The 17,466-nt window shown below is 66.6% G+C and carries 15 protein-coding genes; 2 read left to right on the plus strand and 13 right to left on the minus strand.

The window, feature by feature from the left end; genetic code table 11:
* Positions 1–8 precede the first annotated feature (8 nt).
* The 3 genes from folP to CDO81_RS03535 all read right to left on the minus strand — a co-directional run bounded on the left by folP (position 9) and on the right by CDO81_RS03535 (position 3,574).
* Entirely contained in the window at positions 9–851 is an 843-nt protein-coding gene (gene folP / locus CDO81_RS03525) for a dihydropteroate synthase (protein ID WP_088481752.1), read from the minus strand.
* 64 nt (positions 852–915) lie between these two features.
* Positions 916–2,814, minus strand: coding sequence for an ATP-dependent zinc metalloprotease FtsH (ftsH, locus tag CDO81_RS03530; RefSeq protein WP_088481753.1), 1,899 nt, complete (start codon positions 2,812–2,814; stop codon positions 916–918).
* An 85-nt stretch (positions 2,815–2,899) separates the two neighbouring features.
* Positions 2,900–3,574 carry an RlmE family RNA methyltransferase gene (locus tag CDO81_RS03535; protein ID WP_088481754.1) on the minus strand — a complete coding sequence of 225 codons (675 nt, stop codon included), beginning with the start codon at positions 3,572–3,574 and terminating at the stop codon, positions 2,900–2,902.
* A gap of 103 nt (positions 3,575–3,677) precedes the next feature.
* Here CDO81_RS03535 and CDO81_RS03540 point away from each other — a divergent pair, with 103 nt between their 5' ends.
* Complete coding sequence (locus CDO81_RS03540; protein WP_088481755.1) at positions 3,678–4,154, plus strand: YhbY family RNA-binding protein; 477 nt, start codon at positions 3,678–3,680, stop codon at positions 4,152–4,154.
* On the opposite strand, the gene CDO81_RS03545 is transcribed toward CDO81_RS03540, so the two are convergent.
* The 6 genes from CDO81_RS03545 to CDO81_RS03570 form a co-directional block, all read right to left on the minus strand.
* On the minus strand, positions 4,132–4,575 hold the full coding sequence (locus CDO81_RS03545) for a DUF4149 domain-containing protein (protein WP_088481756.1): 444 nt from the start codon (positions 4,573–4,575) through the stop codon (positions 4,132–4,134). The two genes, CDO81_RS03540 and CDO81_RS03545, sit on opposite strands and share 23 nt — an antisense overlap.
* On the minus strand, positions 4,575–5,051 hold the full coding sequence (greA, locus tag CDO81_RS03550) for a transcription elongation factor GreA (protein WP_088481757.1): 477 nt from the start codon (positions 5,049–5,051) through the stop codon (positions 4,575–4,577). Before greA ends, CDO81_RS03545 begins: the two co-directional genes overlap by 1 nt.
* 86 nt (positions 5,052–5,137) lie before the next feature.
* On the minus strand, positions 5,138–8,413 hold the full coding sequence (gene carB / locus CDO81_RS03555) for a carbamoyl-phosphate synthase large subunit (protein WP_088481758.1): 3,276 nt from the start codon (positions 8,411–8,413) through the stop codon (positions 5,138–5,140).
* Between the two features lie 21 nt (positions 8,414–8,434).
* A complete protein-coding gene (gene leuE, locus CDO81_RS03560; RefSeq protein ID WP_088481759.1) occupies positions 8,435–9,076 on the minus strand; it encodes a leucine efflux protein LeuE in 642 nt (213 codons plus the stop codon).
* Between the two features lie 10 nt (positions 9,077–9,086).
* A complete protein-coding gene (gene carA, locus CDO81_RS03565) occupies positions 9,087–10,247 on the minus strand; it encodes a glutamine-hydrolyzing carbamoyl-phosphate synthase small subunit (RefSeq protein WP_088481760.1) in 1,161 nt (386 codons plus the stop codon).
* Positions 10,248–10,415: 168 nt separating this feature from the next.
* Positions 10,416–10,817, minus strand: a complete 402-nt coding sequence (locus CDO81_RS03570) for a GlcG/HbpS family heme-binding protein (RefSeq protein WP_088481761.1) — start codon at positions 10,815–10,817, stop codon at positions 10,416–10,418.
* Positions 10,818–10,909: 92 nt separating this feature from the next.
* On the opposite strand from CDO81_RS03570, the gene CDO81_RS03575 reads away from it, so the two are divergent.
* Positions 10,910–11,602: a Bax inhibitor-1/YccA family protein gene (locus tag CDO81_RS03575; protein ID WP_088481762.1), complete on the plus strand. Its 693-nt coding sequence runs from the start codon at positions 10,910–10,912 to the stop codon at positions 11,600–11,602.
* 76 nt (positions 11,603–11,678) lie between these two features.
* On the opposite strand, the gene CDO81_RS03580 is transcribed toward CDO81_RS03575, so the two are convergent.
* The 4 genes from CDO81_RS03580 to rpoS form a co-directional block, all read right to left on the minus strand.
* On the minus strand, positions 11,679–13,280 hold the full coding sequence (locus tag CDO81_RS03580) for an alpha-N-arabinofuranosidase (protein ID WP_088481763.1): 1,602 nt from the start codon (positions 13,278–13,280) through the stop codon (positions 11,679–11,681).
* Positions 13,281–13,337: 57 nt separating this feature from the next.
* On the minus strand, positions 13,338–14,858 hold the full coding sequence (locus tag CDO81_RS03585) for a glycoside hydrolase family 5 protein (RefSeq protein ID WP_206602061.1): 1,521 nt from the start codon (positions 14,856–14,858) through the stop codon (positions 13,338–13,340).
* Between the two features lie 182 nt (positions 14,859–15,040).
* The gene (rlmD, locus tag CDO81_RS03590) at positions 15,041–16,393 is read right to left on the minus strand and encodes a 23S rRNA (uracil(1939)-C(5))-methyltransferase RlmD (RefSeq protein ID WP_088481764.1); all 1,353 of its coding nucleotides are present in this window, start codon (positions 16,391–16,393) and stop codon (positions 15,041–15,043) included.
* A 48-nt stretch (positions 16,394–16,441) separates the two neighbouring features.
* Positions 16,442–17,464, minus strand: a complete 1,023-nt coding sequence (rpoS, locus tag CDO81_RS03595; protein ID WP_088481765.1) for an RNA polymerase sigma factor RpoS — start codon at positions 17,462–17,464, stop codon at positions 16,442–16,444.
* Between the last annotated feature and the right edge of the window lie 2 nt (positions 17,465–17,466).

Raw genomic sequence — 17,466 nt, forward strand, 5'->3', positions numbered from 1 at the left:
TCTTCCTCTTATTCAATCGCCGGAATTGTCGCCGCATCCACGGCGGCCCAGACCTTCAAGGCGTCCACCGTGGCGGGGACATCGTGCACCCGCAGGATGCGCGCCCCCGCAGCCACGGCGCGCAGGCCTGCCGCCAGGCTGGCCGCGAGCCGCTGATGCACCGGTCGGCCAGTGATGTCGCCCAGCGCGCGCTTGCGAGACCAGCCCACCAGCAACGGATAACCCAGTTCAGCCAACTGCTGTTGGCCAGCGAGCAACCGCAGGTTGTGCTCGGCCTGCTTGGCAAAGCCGTAGCCCGGATCGAGCGCGATGGCCTGCGCCGGAATGCCGGCCGCTTGCGCCGCCTGGGCGCGTGCAACGAGGAAGCCGCGCACGTTGGCCACGACATCGTCGTACTGGGCCAAATCCATCATCGAGGCAGGTTCGCCACGCATGTGCATCAGGCAGACCCCCGCGCCCGTGCCTGCCACCGCCTCCAACGCCCCCGGGCGCTGCAGGGCTTGCACGTCGTTGATGATGTCCACGCCCGCCGCCAGCGCGCGCCGCATGATCTCGGGCTTGTACGTGTCCACCGAGACAGGCACACCGAGGGTGACGGCCGCGGCGATGACCTCCGCGATGCGCCCCCACTCGGCCTCGGCATCGACATGTGGCGCCCCGGGGCGGGTGGACTCGCCGCCGATGTCCAGGATGTCGGCGCCTTCGCTCACCAGGCGTTCGCAGTGGGCGATCGCCGCGCGCCGGTCATCGTGATGGCCGCCGTCGGAGAACGAGTCAGGCGTCACGTTCACGATACCCATCACGCGCGGACGGCTGAGGTCGATGGAGAAACGCCGGGTCTGCCAATGCATGGAGGTCTTGTGGAATGGACAACGGGCCCGGTGGTTGCCGGGCCCGTCAGGGGTGGGGGAAGGATCAGGCCGCGGCGGGTGCGCCGTCGGCGCTGACCGGCGGGGAGCCGCTCGGGCCGCTGCTGGGCGTGGGCGGCGTGCCGCCGGGCTCACGCGGCGGGCGGCCCGCCATGATGTCCAGGATCTGGTCGCGGTCGATGGTTTCCCACTTCATCAGCGCGGCCGTCATGGCCTCGACTTTGTCGCGGTTGTCTTCCAGGATCTTCTGCGCGACGGCGTATTGCTCGTCGAGGATGCGGCGGATCTCGGCGTCGACCTTCTGCTGCGTGCTTTCGCTGATGTTGGCCGTCTTGGTCATGCTGCGGCCGAGGAAGACCTCGCCCTCGTTCTCGGCATAGACCATCGGGCCCAGCAGCTCGCTCATGCCGTAGCGCGTGACCATGTCGCGGGCCATGCGGGTGGCGCGCTCGTAGTCATTGGACGCACCGGTGGAGATGTCATGGACGAAGAGATCCTCGGCAATGCGGCCACCGAACATGATGCTGATGCTGTTGAGCATCTGCTTGAAGTACAGGCTGTGCTGGTCACGCTCAGGCAGTTGCCAGGTCACGCCGAGGGCACGGCCGCGCGGCATGATGGTGACCTTGTGGACGGGGTCGGTGCCGGGCAGCAGTTCGGCGACGACCGCGTGGCCGGACTCGTGATAGGCCGTGGCGCGCTTTTCGTCCTCGGTCATGACCATGCTCTTGCGCTCGGGGCCCATGTAGAGCTTGTCCTTGGCGCGCTCGAAGTCGATCATTTCCACGAGGCGCGCATTGCGGCGAGCCGCGAACAGCGCCGCCTCGTTGACGAGGTTGGCCAGGTCGGCACCGCTCATGCCGGGCGTGCCGCGCGCCAGGATGGACGCATTCACGTCCTGCCCGATAGGCACCTTGCGCATGTGCACGTTCAGGATCTGCTCGCGGCCACGGATGTCGGGCAGCGTGACGTAGACCTGGCGGTCGAAGCGGCCCGGGCGCAGCAGCGCGGGGTCGAGGATGTCCGGGCGGTTGGTGGCCGCGATCACGATGACGCCGAGGTTGGTGTCAAAGCCGTCCATCTCCACCAGCATCTGGTTGAGCGTCTGCTCGCGTTCGTCGTTGCCACCACCCAGGCCGGCTCCGCGATGGCGGCCGACGGCGTCGATTTCGTCGATGAAGATGATGCAGGGCGCACTCTTCTTGGCCTGCTCGAACATGTCGCGCACGCGGGCCGCGCCCACGCCGACGAACATTTCAACGAAGTCGGAGCCCGAGATCGTGAAGAACGGGACCTTTGCCTCGCCGGCGATGGACTTGGCCAGCAGCGTCTTGCCGGTGCCCGGAGGGCCGACCATCAGCACGCCGCGCGGGATGCGGCCGCCGAGCTTCTGGAACTTCTGCGGGTCTTTCAGGAAGTCGACGAGTTCCTTCACCTCTTCCTTGGCCTCGTCGCAGCCGGCGACGTCAGCGAAGGTGATGGTGTTGTTGTTCTCGTCGAGCATGCGGGCCTTGGACTTGCCGAAGCTGAAGGCCCCGCCCTTGCCACCGCCCTGCATCTGGCGCATGAAGTAGACCCAGACGCCGATCAGCAGCAGCATCGGCGTCCAGTTGATCAGCATGCTGACCAGGAAGCTTTGCTCCTCGCGCGGCTTGACGTCGAACTTCACGCCGTTGTTGCGCATGTCACCGACGAGGCCACGATCCTGATAGGTCGCCAGCGTGCGGATCTTGTTGCCTTCGGTGTCTTCGGCGTAGATCTCGCCGGTCGGGCCGTCAGGCAGCGTCGCGGACTTGATGCGGCGCGTCTGGACGAGGTCCAGGAACTCCGAATAAGTGACTTGCTTGCCCGGTGCCGTGGTGCCACCGAACTGTTTGACGACCGTGAACAGCACCAGTGCGATCACGATCCAGACGGCGAACTTTGAAAACCATTGATTGTTCACTGCGACTCCTTGGCCCTGATGGCCCAGCGCGGGTTTCAGGACTGTGGGGGCGATTTTAGGGTCGGCAAGGGGTCAACCCCTGTAATCACCGGTTTTTCAATCCGAGGCCGACCAAGAATGTCTCGGAAGACCGTTCCCGGGAGGCCTTGGGCTTGAAGGGCTTGACGGTCTTGAAGTGGGCCTTGAAAAGGGCCACCAGCTCGTTGTAGCCGCTGCCATGGAAGACCTTGGCCACCAGCGCCCCATCGGGCTTGAGGTGGTGGCTGGCGAAATCCACCGCCAACTCGATCAGGTTGGCCACGCGCGCCGAGTCGGTCACGGAGATGCCAGACAGATTGGGCGCCATGTCAGACACCACCACATCCACGGGCCGCCCGGCCAGGGCCGCTTCCAGTTGGGCCAGCACGGCGTCCTCCTGGAAATCTCCCTGGATGAACTGCACGCCCTCGATGGGCTCGAACTCGAGCAGGTCTAGCGCAATGATGGTGCCGTTGAGCTGGCCCACCGCTGCACCGCCCTGCCCGGCCTCCTTAGGTGCGAACTTGCGCCGCAGGTACTGGCTCCAGGCCCCAGGGGTCGCGCCGAGGTCGACGACCACCTGGCCCGGGCGGATCAGCTTGAGCTCCTCGTCGATTTCCTTGAGCTTGTAGGCCGCCCGCGAGCGGTAACCGTCCTTCTGAGCCTGCTGGACGTAAGGATCCGAGACATGGTTGTTCAACCAAGCCTTGTTGAGTTTCTTGCTCTTTGTTTGAGTTTTCACATGCGTATTAGAAGGGACAACCGGCATCGCCGGTTGCGGCAAAGGCTCATGTCGCGCAGCGACGTGAAGGCGCTCCGCGCCGTGCCGGAGCCATAATTCGAGGATGCCTCAAATCAATCTCACCCCCGCCCAGCGCAAGGAAAAGCGCGCCGATGCCCATCACCTCGACCCGGTCGTGATGATCGGCGGCGAGGGGCTGACGCCGGCCGTCGTGAAGGAAACCGACGCGGCGCTCAAATCCCACGGCCTGATCAAGGTCCGCGTGCTGGGTGACGACCGTGACGCGCGGGAAGCCATGCTGGCCCAGTTGTGCGATGAACTGAATGCAGCGCCTATCCAGCACATCGGCAAGCTGCTGGTGCTGTGGCGCCCCATCCCCGAGAAGGTCAAGGCCGAGCGCGAAGACGCCCGTCCGGGCCCGCGCGTCGTGAAAATCGTGAAGTTCTCCAAGAGCGGCAATGCGCGGCCGCAGGTCAGCAAGGTCAAGGTGCTCGGCAACGAGCGCGTGACCCAAGGCGGCGAAATCAAGCGCGCCAAGCGCCGCAAGCCGACCAGCGTCAAGAAGTCTTTCGCAGACTGATCCAGGCCAGGGCCAGCACCGCCAGGCCCTTCACGCCGAAGAACGCGAGCGACACGCCGTGCAAGGCGGCAAATGACGCTACCCCGGTGCCCATCCGGGCGTCTGCCATCAGCGGCTGCAGGCCGTAATAGCCGGCGATGGTGCAGAACAGCGCCACCATGGGCAGCACCAGGCGCATCGAGAACTGGCTGCCACCGAGACCTGCTTCAGCGGCATCGCGGGCCAGGCGCCGCTCCAGCAGCATCAACACGAGGCCGAGCGCCAGGCTGACCTGCGCCTCCATTGCAAACACGCGCGCGACGTAGGCCCCGGCCTGCCCACGCTCCAGCACGGCAAAGGCGCTGGGCGTGGCCACGAAGGCAATGCACAGCAAAAAGCCGCCCCACAGGGCGGCCAGCAGGGCCTGGAGCCGCGCGAACATCACTCGTAGCGGACGGCGATGATCTCGTAGCGGCGCACGCCGCCCGGCGCCTGCACCTCGGCGGTGTCGCCGGCTTCCTTGCCGATCAGGGCGCGGGCGATGGGCGAGCCGATGGAGATGCGGCCGAGCTTGATGTCGGCTTCGTCGTCGCCGGTGATCTGGTAGGTGACGGCATTGCCGCTGTCTTCGTCTTCCAGGTCAACGGTGGCACCGAAGACCACGCGGCCGCCGGCGTCCAGCGTCGCGGGGTCGATGATCTGCGCAACCGAGAGCTTGCCCTCGATCTCGAGGATGCGGCCTTCGATGAAGCCCTGCTTGTCCTTGGCGGCGTCGTACTCGGCGTTTTCGCTCAGGTCGCCCTGCGCGCGCGCCTCGGCGATGGCCTGGATGACGGCCGGGCGCTCCACGGTCTTGAGCCGGTGCAGCTCTTCCTTCAGCGCCTCGGCGCCGCGCTTGGTCAGGGGGATGGTGCTCATGTCGATTCTTCGCTGGGGCAAAAAGAGGCCGCCGCTGCGGCCCGGGCGCTCCCGGGCGGCGGCGGCGGCATCAATGAAGTGAAAGTTTAGGCCAGTTCGGCGTGGAGCTCTTGCAGGGATTGCACGAGCAACCCGTTCTGGTGCTTCATGCCTTCCACCGCGGCCTCGCAGCCGGCCATGGTGGTGTAGTAGGTCACGCGGTTGGCGAGCGCCGCCTGGCGGATGTAGCGGCTGTCGGCAATGGCGGTGCGGGTTTCGTCCACCGTGGTGAAGACGAGCTGGATGTCACCGCCCTTGAGCGCATCGACGATGTGCGGCCGGCCATCCTTGATCTTGTTGATCAGCTTGACCGGCACACCGGCTTCCGAGATGGCCGCGGCCGTGCCCTTGGTGGCCACGATGCCAAAACCGAGGGCATGCAGGTCCTTGGCGATGGCAACCGCGCGGGCCTTGTCGCTGTTCTTCACGGTGATCAGCACGTTGCCCTGGCGCGGCAGGCGCGAGCCGGCGCCGATCTGGCTCTTGAGCATCGCCTCGCCGAAGGTGCGGGCGGCGCCCATGACCTCGCCGGTAGAGCGCATCTCGGGGCTGAGGATGGGGTCCACGCCCGGGAACTTGTTGAAGGGGAAGACGGCTTCCTTGACGCTGTAGTACGGCGGCACGACCTCACGCGGCACCTTGCCGTTGCGGTCCTTCTGGTCCTTCAGCTTGACACCGGCCATGCAGCGCGCGGCCACCTTGGCCAGCTGCTGGCCGGTGGCCTTGGACACATAAGGCACGGTGCGCGAGGCGCGCGGATTCACTTCGAGCACGTAGATCGTGCAATGCGCAAGACCTTGCGCCACGTCGCCCTGGATGGCGAACTGCACGTTCATCAGGCCCACGACCTTCAGCGCGCGGGCCATCGCGGCCGTCTGGCGACGCAGCTCATCTTGCACATCGGCGGCGAGCGTGTAGGGCGGCAGCGAACAGGCCGAGTCGCCGGAGTGGATGCCGGCGGCCTCGATGTGCTCCATGATGCCGCCGATCATCACGTCGGTGCCGTCACTGATGCAGTCCACGTCGACCTCGACCGCATCCTGCAGGAAATGGTCGAGAAGCACCGGCGACTTCTCGCTGACGCGCACGGCCTCGCGCATGTAGCGCTCCAGGTCCTTGTCGCCGTGCACGATCTCCATCGCGCGACCACCCAGCACATAGCTCGGGCGCACCACCAGCGGGTAGCCGATCTCGTTGGCGAGCGTGACCGCCTGCTCCTCGGTGCGCGCGGTGCGGTTGGGCGGCTGCTTCAGACCCAGCTCGTGCAGCAGCTTCTGGAAGCGCTCACGGTCTTCGGCGATGTCGATGCTGTCAGGCGTGGTGCCGATGATGGGCACACCCGCACGTTCCAGGTCCAGGGCGAGCTTGAGCGGCGTCTGACCGCCGTACTGCACGATGACACCGGCGGGCTTTTCCTTGTCGACGATCTCCAGCACGTCCTCCAGCGTGACGGGCTCGAAATAGAGGCGGTCGGAGGTGTCGTAGTCGGTCGAGACGGTCTCGGGGTTGCAGTTGACCATCAGCGTCTCGTAGCCGTCCTCGCGCATGGCGAGGGCCGCGTGCACGCAGCAATAGTCGAACTCGATGCCCTGGCCGATGCGGTTCGGGCCACCGCCCAGCACCATGATTTTCTTCTTGTCGGTGGGCTGCGCCTCGCACTCGGCGCCCTCACCTTCATAGGTCGAATACATGTAGGCCGTCTGCGTGGCGAACTCGGCCGCGCAGGTGTCCACGCGCTTGTAGACCGGACGCACGTTCAGGGCGTGGCGGCGTTCGCGCACCGCATGCTGGTGCGTGCCGAGCAGCTTGGCCAGGCGCTTGTCGGAGAAGCCCTTGGTCTTGAGCAGGCGCAGCTCCGCCTCGCCGAGCGACTCGATCGTGCGGCCCTTCAGGTCGGCTTCGATCAGCACCAGTTGCTCGATCTGGGCCAGGAACCAGGGGTCGATCGCGGTTTCTTCGTGGATCTCATCCAGCGTCATGCCGATGCGGAAGGCATCGGCCACGAACAGGATGCGCTCGGGGCCGGCCTCGCCGATCTCCTGCACGATCTCCTCGCGGTCGGTGCTGCGCTCGGTCAGGCCGTCGATGCCGGTCTCCAGGCCACGCAGGGCCTTCTGGAAGGACTCCTGGAAGGTGCGGCCCATGGCCATCACCTCGCCCACCGACTTCATCTGGGTGGTCAGGCGCGAGTCGGCCATCGGGAACTTCTCGAAGGCGAAGCGCGGGATCTTGGTGACGACGTAGTCAATGCTCGGCTCGAACGAGGCCGGCGTGGCGCCGCCGGTGATGTCGTTCTTCAGCTCATCGAGCGTGTAGCCCACCGCGAGCTTGGCCGCGACCTTGGCGATCGGGAAGCCGGTGGCCTTGGAGGCCAGCGCCGACGAACGCGAGACGCGCGGGTTCATCTCGATGACGATCATGCGGCCGTTGGCCGGGTTGATCGAGAACTGCACGTTGGAGCCGCCGGTGTCCACGCCGATCTCGCGCAGCACGGCCAGCGATGCATTGCGCAGCAGCTGGTACTCCTTGTCAGACAGCGTCTGGCTGGGTGCCACGGTGATGGAGTCACCGGTGTGGATGCCCATGGGGTCGAGGTTCTCGATAGAGCAGACGATGATGCAGTTGTCCGCCTTGTCGCGGACGACCTCCATCTCGTACTCCTTCCAGCCGATCAGGCTCTCTTCGATGAGCAACTCGTTCGTGGGCGACAGGTCCAGGCCGCGCTTGCAGATGGTCTCGAACTCTTCGGGGTTGTAGGCAATGCCGCCACCGCTGCCGCCCAGCGTGAAGCTCGGGCGGATGACCATCGGGAAGCCGCTGCCGCCGATGTCGGCCTGGATGCGCTTTTGCACCGCCCAGGCTTCTTCCAGCGAGTGCGCGATGCCCGACTTGGCCGAGTCCAGGCCGATCTTGGTCATCGCGTCCTTGAACTTCAGGCGGTCTTCGGCCTTCTCGATGGCGGTCTCGTTGGCGCCGATCATCTCGACACCGTACTTGGCCAGCACGCCGTGCTTGTGCAGGTCCAGCGCGCAGTTCAGCGCGGTCTGGCCGCCCATGGTGGGCAGGATGGCGTCGGGCCGCTCCTTGGCGATGATCTTCTCGACCACCTGCCAGGTGATGGGCTCGATGTAGGTGACGTCGGCCGTGTCCGGGTCCGTCATGATGGTCGCCGGGTTGCTGTTCACCAGGATGACCTTGTAGCCCTCCTCGCGCAGCGCCTTGCAGGCCTGGGCCCCGGAGTAATCGAACTCGCAGGCCTGGCCGATGATGATCGGGCCGGCGCCGATGATGAGGATGCTTTTCAGGTCTGTACGTTTCGGCATGGCGGTCTGCGCTCTTGGAACTTAGAGAGTGGCCGTGGCCAGCTTGGCCCCGAATCCAACGAATAGTGCGCCGACGCCGGCGTTCGCGGTGCTGGCCAGCTTGCGCCGCGCACGGAAAGCGGCGGCCAGGCGGGCGCCGGCGAAGATCAGCGTCGAGAGGTAGATGAAGCTGAGCACCTGGATGATGGTGCCCAGGATCAGGAAGGTCAGCGCGGGATGCGGATAGGCCGGATCGACGAACTGGATGAAGAAGCTCAGCAGGAAGGCAATCGCCTTGGGGTTGAGCAGGCTCACCACCAGCGCCTTGCGGAAGGGCTGGCGCGCGTCGACCTGGCGCGGCGCCTCTTCGGCGGGCGCGTCGCCGCGCCAGGTGGCAAACGCCCCGCGCAGCAACTGCAGGCCGATCCAGCCAAGGTAGACCGCGCCCACCATCTTCACGACGAAGAACACCTGGGGGCTGGCCATCAGCAGCGAGGCGCCGCCCGCTGCGGCGGCGGTCATCAGCACGGTGTCACCCACGAACACACCGCAAGCAGCCGTGTAGCCCGCGCGAACACCGCGCTGCGCCGCGACCGACAGGACGTACAGCGAGTTGGGCCCGGGCAGCAGGATGATGAACACCGCTGCCGCGAAGAAGGTGCCGAGGTCGGTGATGCCGAACATGAGGCCCTCCTCAGGCCTTGCTCATCAGGCCGATAAAGCGATCGAAGAGATAGGCGATGTCATGCGGACCCGGGCTGGCTTCCGGATGACCCTGGAAGCTGAAGGCCGGCTTGTCAGTGCGGGCGATGCCTTGCAGCGTGCCGTCGAAGAGGCTGATGTGCGTGGCGCGCAGGTTCGCCGGCAGCGTGTCGGCGTCCACCGCGAAACCGTGGTTCTGGCTGGTGATGCCGACGCGGCCGCTGTCCAGGTCCTTGACCGGATGGTTGGCGCCGTGGTGGCCGAACTTCATCTTGAAGGTCTTGGCCCCGCTGGCCAGGGCCAGGATCTGGTGGCCCAGGCAGATGCCGAACACCGGAATGCCCGACTCGATGAGCTGGGCCGTGGCCTTGATGGCGTAGTCGCAGGGCTCCGGGTCGCCAGGGCCATTGGACAGGAAGACGCCGTCCGGCTCCAGGCCGAAGACTTCGCTGGCCGGGGTTTGCGCGGGCACCACGGTGACCTTGCAGCCTCGGTCGGCCAGCATGCGCAAGATGTTGTGCTTCACGCCGAAGTCGTAGGCGACGACGTGGAACTTCGGGGCCGACTGGGTGCCATAGCCGCGGCCCAGTTGCCATTCGGTCTCGGTCCAGACCTCGCGCCCGGTGCGGCTGACGACCTTGGCCAGGTCCAGGCCCGCCATTGAAGGCGCGGCCTTGGCGGCGGCAACGGCGGTGTCGATGTGGGCTTGCGTGACGGCCTCACCCGCGGCCAAGGCCAGGATGCAGCCGTTCTGCGCGCCGGTCGTGCGCAGCACGCGGGTCAGGCGGCGGGTGTCCAGGCCGGCGATGGCCACCGTGCCTTGCTCGCGCAGATAGGCGTCGAGCGTCTTGCCGGAGCGGAAGTTGGAGGCACGGATCGGCAGGTCCTTGATGACCAGACCGGCGGCGTAGACCTTGCCCGACTCGACGTCTTCTTCGCTGACGCCGTAGCTGCCGATGTGCGGATACGTCAGCGTGACGATCTGGCGGCAGTAGCTCGGGTCGGTCAGGATTTCCTGGTAGCCGGTGAGCGCGGTGTTGAACACCACTTCACCGACCGTCTGGCCCGTCGCGCCGATGGACTGACCTCGGAACACCGTCCCATCCGCCAGAGCCAGGATCGCTTGAGGGGGATGGAGCAGTTCGGTCAGCACAGGGGGTCTCCGCAAGTGGGGCGCGTGCCCAGCATCAACCCGTCCGAAGACGGGTCAACTTGAAGAAACCGAAGGGGTTTGCGCCGGGCAGCAGGTGGGTTCAGGTAAACCCATCGAGTATAGCCGACCCGGGTAAGTACGGAGGCTTCGTGACCCGTTCGTGACGCCTCAAAGGGCCGCGATGCCGGCCTTGGCGATCTCTGCGTCTTCGATGGACTTCACGCCGCTCACGCCGACGGCGCCGATGCACTGGCCGTCCACCAGGATGGGCACGCCGCCTTCGAGCAGCCCCTGCACGCCCGGGGCGCTCAGGAAGGACGTGCGCCCCTGGTTGATGATGTCCTCGTAGACCTTGGACTCGCGGCGCCCCAGCGCGGCGGTATGGGCCTTGGCGGGGGCGATCTGCGCCGAGATCGGCGGTGCGCCGTCCAGGCGTTGCAGCCACAACAGATGACCACCCCCATCCACAATGGCGATGGTCACCGCCCAGCCGTGGCTGGTGGCGTGGGATTCCGCGGCGGCTGCGATGCGCTTGACGTCGGCGAGTTCGAGTTGGGCTTGCTGTTTCATGGCCTTGCTTTCTGGTCGAGTAGCCCCAATGTACCCACCCGGCGCCGACCTAGAATCGGTGCGGTTTCCCATTGGATCTACGGAGGATCTCCATGAACGAAAGCTTGCAGACTCAGTACGGCTACGCCGGCACTGGCCTGGCCGCCGACCGTCAGCGCGTGCTGCGCAACACCTATTGGCTGCTCGCCCTGTCGCTCGTGCCGACCGTGCTCGGCGCCTGGGTGGGTGTGGCCACCGGCCTGTTCCAGTTGATGAGCCCGGGCGTCAGCATGGCGGTGTTCTTCATCGGCGCCTTCGGCCTGATGTTCGTCATCGAGAAGACCAAGGAGAGCGCCACCGGCGTCGTCGCCCTGCTCGCCTTCACGTTCTTCATGGGCCTGATGCTGTCGCGCCTGATCGGCTACGTGCTCGGGTTCAAGAACGGCACGTCGCTCGTCATGACCGCCTTCGGCGGCACGGCCGCGGTGTTCTTCGCAATGGCCAGCCTCGCGACCGTCATCAAGCGTGACCTGTCGGCGATGGGCAAGTTCCTGACCGTCGGCGCCATCGTGCTGTTCGTGGCCTGCATCGCGAACTTCTTCCTGCAGTCCTCGGCCCTGATGCTGACCATCCTGGTGCTGATGCTCGGCGTGTTCTCGGCCTTCATGCTGTACGACATCAAGCGCGTGATCGATGGCGGCGAGACCAACTACATCAGCGCGACGCTGGCGATCTACCTGGACCTGTACAACGTGTTCCAGAGCCTGCTGTCCCTGCTGGGCATCTTCGGCGGCGACCGCGACTGACGCCTCGCCCCACATGAAAGGCGGCCTGCGGGCCGCCTTTTTCATTGCAGGCGACCACTGCCACCACGGAGCGACGTCAGCGCCGCAAAGCCACCACGCTCAGCGAGGCCGGCGGCAGTGTCAGCCGCACGCGGCCCGCCTCTGCCCGCACGGCCACCGGGCGAGGCACCACCTGCTGTGGCCGCTCGAAGCTATTGACGCTGTCAAAGCGCGGCGCGGCCAGCACTTCACCCTGCGCGCCCACGGCACCCCCTTCCGCGGCCAGCTCGACCGCCAGCGACTGCGCGGGGTCGAGGTTGACGAGCGCCACCCACACCTGCCCATCACGCCCTCGCGCCGCAACCGCGTCAAGCCGTGGCAGGCGCACGTCGCCCAGCACGACGTCGCCGGCCTCGAAGGCCAGCGGCAGCCGCTCGGCATCCTGGAAGGGGATGTAGAGACGGAAGGCGTGGTAGGTCGGCGTCAGCACGATGCCGCGGTCGGACGTGAGGATCATGGCCTGCAGCACATTGACCATCTGCGCCACGTTGGCGCCCCGCACCCGCTCGGCGTGCCGCATGAAGATATTGAGGTTGAGCGCCGCGATCAGCGCGTCCCGCTGCGAATTCTGCTGCTGCAGGAATGCCGGGTTGCTGCCTGGTAGCGGCGCATACCACGCCCCCCATTCATCCACGTACAGCCCCACCTTGCGCTCGGGGTCGTAACGGTCCATCACGGCAGCATGGCGGCGCACATAGCCGTCCATGTCGAGCGTGTTTCTGAGGACGGCGGCGTACTCGTCGACACCGAAGGCCTGCGACGGGTGCGATGGCGGCCACTTCTCGATGCCGGTGTAGCTGTGCAGGGACAGGCCCTCCATGCCCCAGCTGTAGATGTGGTCCTTCCAGTGGCTCATGACCACGTCGGTGAACCGCTCATCGCCCTGATTCGGCCCAGAGGCAATGCGCAACATCTTGTTCGGCGCCTGCTGCTGGGCCGGATGGTGGTTGAGCACGAAGGTGGCGTACTTCTTGAGCTCCGCCGCGTACTCCTCGGGCTTCATGGAGCCGCCGCAACCCCAGGTCTCGTTGCCGATGCCCAGCATCGCCACCTTGAACGGCGCCCGCGCCCCGTTGCGCACCCGCTCCCGGGCCAGCGTGGAGCCGTTGGGCGACGTCAGGTACTCCAACCAGCCGCTGGCCTCGGCCACGGTGCCGGAGCCGACGTTGATGGACAGATAGGCGTCGGCGCCGATCTGCTGCGCGAAGTCGAGGAACTCGTGGCTACCGAAGGCATTCGACTCCTCCACGCCGCCCCAGTCCGGGTTGAGCGTGACGGGCCGCCGGCCGCGCGGGCCGATGCCGTCGCGCCAGTGGTATTTGTCGGCAAAGCAGCCGCCCGGCCAGCGCACATTGGGCACGCGCAGCGCCTTGAGCGCCGCCACCACATCCTTGCGGATGCCGCGGACGTTGGGGATGGGTGAATCGGGCCCGACCCACACGCCGCCATAGATGCCGGTGCCCAGATGCTCCGCAAACTGGCCGAACAGATGCCGGCTGATCGTCGGTCCGGCCGCCTGTGTGGACAAGGTCAGGACCACCGGCGCCTCGGCCGCCGGGGCGGCCATGGCGGGCACGCCGGTCACGGCCAAGGCCGTCGCCAGCGCCGCCCCCGTGGCGCTTCGCGAGAACAGGTTCATGAGAGGTCCTTGGCGTGAGGCGGCGCTGCAGGCGTCATGGCCCCATGCCGCCCGCTGTCACTTGGCGGGCGTGTAGTTGCGCAGCACAAAGGGCGCGCTCAGCCACAGCGGCTGACCCACCTGCCCGATCTGCACCGACAGGTTGACCGTGCCGGCTGGCTGGTCGACCTGCGCCGTGCCGTTCAACACCACCGGCTCCAGCTTGCTGGTCAGCATGGCCGAGCCGGACAGCACCGCGGTGTAGGGTGGCGCCCCGAGCTGCAGCGACAGCGGCACCTGGACCTGCGCCTTGGGATCATCCGTCTCCAGCCGCGCCCACAGCAGCACCTGGAGCTTGTCGCCCTTGCGGATGTCGCCCGTGATCGGAGCGATGGCGCCGATGTCCCACGGATTGGCACGTTTGCCCGTCAGCGCGACGCGCAGGCAGGTCTTGCCTGCTGCGTCGCAGGCCACCTGCTGCGTGGACTGCCCCTCGCCATACACCGACCAGGCACTGACCTTGTTCACGTTGATGAGGTGCTCCAGCGCCGGATCGCTGCGCGCGGCCATGGCCGCCGCAGGGGCGCCGGGTGACGGAACCAGCGCATTCAGGATGGGCTTGACCCAGCCATCAGCCTTCATGTCCCAGACGATGAAGTCGGAGTCGAACTGCCAGTAGGTCCAACCAAAACCCCGCGCCTCGGCGGCCCGCGCCACGGCGGATGTCCAGGCCACACGCTGGGCCAGCGGCCCGGTCTCGAGCGCACCAAACTCACCCAGCAGGATGGGCCGGCCCGTCTTCTGCGCCCAGGCCCGGACCTTGTCGAAGTCCTTCTTGATTTGCTCCTGCTCAGCCGCCGTACCCCAGGTGACGCCGGAGGTGTTCTTGAGCTCCTCCACCCAGTGCGCCCCTTGGTGCGTGAAGGGGAATGGCGAGTAGTAGTGGAAGGTCACGACCAGGTTGCGGTCACCCTCGGGCAGCTGGAGACTGTCCAGGTGATCCATGGAGTTCCAGAACTTCGGACCCACGACCACGCGACGCTTGGGATTGCTGGCGCGGATGATCTGCAGGTTCTCCGCCAGGATGTCGTTCCAGAGCGGGTCGGCGGCGCCGTTGGGCTCGTTCAGGATCTCGAACAGCACCGCATCGGGCGCATCCTTGTAGCGCGGGGCCACTTGGCGCCAGAAGGCCTTGAGCTTGCTGCGGCAGGTGTCGATGGCCTTGGCGCAGTCCATGAAGTTGTGCTGGTCGATGATGACCTGCAGCCCGGCGTTCAGCGAGGCGGCAAGCACCTCGTCCAGCGTCTTGAACCAGCTCGCCGGCAATTGGCCTTGTGCATCCATGTGCTCGAAGGCGTGCAGGTTCAGACGCACGTGATCGAAACCACCTTCACGGATGAGCCGCAGATGGCGCATCTGGAAACGCGCCTGGGCCGGGTCTTTCCAGATCGGGTCGTAGCCCAGCACATTGACGCCACGCTTGAGTGCCAGCGGGGGCAGCTCAGCGCCCTGGGCGCGAGCCGGCTGCAGCGCGCCGAGCATCAGGCCGAGGGCCAGACAGGCAGCGCCGAACAGGCGCGGAAAGGGGTGTCGCAACATGGCCAGCCTCTTGTCTCCGGAGGGGTGATGGCGCCGGCACCGCGCATGCATGGCGCTGGCGTCCGGCCGGGGCAGAACTAAACAAAGAACTTTGTTTATCTATTCTTCCCCAACAGAACCGATCAACAAACCCGGGTTCTCCCGGAGAAATGACTCCGGGCGCAGCCATGTTTACTAAAACATCAGCGCTCGAAGACGGCAATGCTCTCGACGTGGGCGGTGTGCGGGAACATGTTCACCGCGCTGGCTGCCGTGCAACGGTAGCCCGCCAGGTTGACCAGCAGCCCGGCGTCGCGGGCCAGCGTGGCCGGGTTGCAGCTGACATAGACGATTCGCCGCGGTGCCACCCAGCCCGGGGCGAGCGACGGGTCTTGCGCGATGTCGGCCACTGCCTTGGCCAGGGCGAAGGCGCCCTCGCGCGGCGGGTCGATCAGCCAGCGATCGGCCGAGCCATCAGCGGCCAGCAGCTCCGGCGTCATTTCGAACAGGTTGCGTGCCACGAAGCTCGTCTTGTGCGCCAGGCCGTTGACGATCGCGTTCTCGCGCGAGCGCTGCACCAGGGCCTCGCTGCCCTCGATGCCCAGCACCTCGCGGGCCTGCGTGGCCAGTGGCAGCGTGAAGTTGCCCAGGCCGCAGAACCAGTCGATCACCCGGTCCCCGGGCTGCACCGCCAGCAGGCGCAGCGCGCGGCCCACGAGAGCCGCATTGATGTGCGGATTGACCTGGGTGAAATCGGTCGGCTTGAAGGGCATCACCACGCCGAATTCCGGCAGTCGGTAGGCGAGCTGGGGGCCGCCTTCGTCCAGCAGCTTGACGGTGTCCGGGCCCTTAGGCTGCAACCACCACTGCACGCCGTGCTCGGCGGCAAAGGCCCGCAGCAAGGCGACGTCGCCAGCCGGCAGCGGGTTGAGGTGGCGCAGCACGAGGGCAATGACGTCGTCGCCCATGGCCAGCTCGATCTGCGGCAGGCGATCGCGCTCGGCCATGCTGGCGATCAATGCGCGCAGTGGCATCAGCAGGTCGCTCACCACCCGCGGCACCACCTTGCAGACCTGCATGTCGGCCACGTAGCGGCTCTTGCGCTCGTGAAAGCCGATCAGCACCTCGCCTTTCTTGGCCACGTAGCGCACCGAAAAGCGCGCCCGGTAGCGGTAGCCCCAGGTGGGACCTTCGATCGGACGCAGCAGCACATCGGGCTTCACCTTGCCCAGGTGCCAGAGGTTGTCCTCCACCACGCGCTGCTTCACGGCCACCTGGGCGCCCGCCTGCAGATGCTGCATCTTGCAGCCGCCGCAGGCCCCGGCGTGCAGGCCGAAGTGCGGGCAGCCCGGCGTCACGCGCAGCGGGCTTTCCTTCTTGATCTCGGTGAGCTGGCCCTGCTCCCAGTTGTTCTTGCGGCGAGCAATCTGCGCCTTGACGACCTCACCCGGCAGAGCGCCGTCGATGAAGACCACCTTGCCCTCGGCGTTGTGCGCCACGCCCTGCGCTTCCAGTTCGAGGCTCTCGACCTTGAGCCAATCCGTTGTCTGAGTCATGGGCCGGATTGTCGCCGAGCCCCTTGGCCTGGCCTCGGCGCGCCGCCGTCAGAAGATGCTGTCGCGGTCGACGCCGTGGCGCATCATGTTGCGCTTGAGCTTGGCCAGCGCCTCGATCTGAATCTGGCGGATGCGCTCGCGCGTGAGCTTGAGGCGGATGGCCAGCACGTCCAACGTCTCGGGCTCGCGGTCCGACAGGCCGTAGCGCCCGGCCAGCACCTCGCGCTCGCGCTCGTTCAGGCTGGCCAGACCATGCTGCAGCAACTCCTCGACCTCGTGGGACAGGCGCAGGCCCATGGGGTCGATGGCCTGGTCATCGGCGACGAGGTCCACCATCGACTCGCCGCCCTCGCCGTTGCGGTCCACCGGCGCATCGAGGGAACTCGGCAGCTCGGCATAGGCCAGCAGCTCGGCCACTTCATCGACCGGGCGGCCCAGGGCCTGGGCGACATCTTCTGCCCGCACGCGGCCTTCGCCCCCCTGCGCGCTTTGCAGGGCCTCGAGCGCGCGCCGGGCCTTGAGCACCTGGTTGAGCTCGCGCACGATGTGCACCGGCAGGCGCACCAGGCGGGCCTGGTGCATCAAGGCGCGCTCGATGCCCTGGCGGATCCACCAACTCGCATAAGTCGAGAAGCGAAAGCCGCGCTCGGGTTCGAACTTGCCGATCGCATGCATCAGGCCAAGGTTGCCTTCCTCGATGAGGTCGCTCATCGGCAGGCCGCGGCCCAGGTAGTTCTTGGCGATGCTGACGACGAGCCGCAGGTTGTGCTCGATCATGGCCTGACGCGCTTGAAAGTCGCCGGCCCGCGCGGCCTGCGCGGTCTCGAACTCCTGCTGTGGCGTCAGCAGCGGCGTGCGGCGGATGTCGCGCAGATAGGCCTGCAGCGCATTGCCGACTTCGACGTCGTCGGCGGTCACCCGCAGCGCACGAACGTCTTCATCCGGCGCCTCTGTCGGCGCATCGGCGCCGTCGACCGGCTCATCGTGGCCATGCGCCTTCAAGGCGCTCAACAGCGCGCCCGCCTCAGCAGCGTCGTGGTGACCGTTGGGCTTGGGCGCAGCGCGTTTCATGG

Origin of the sequence: Roseateles puraquae (genome assembly GCF_002205845.1) — a bacterium.
Lineage (GTDB): Bacteria > Pseudomonadota > Gammaproteobacteria > Burkholderiales > Burkholderiaceae_C > Pelomonas > Pelomonas puraquae.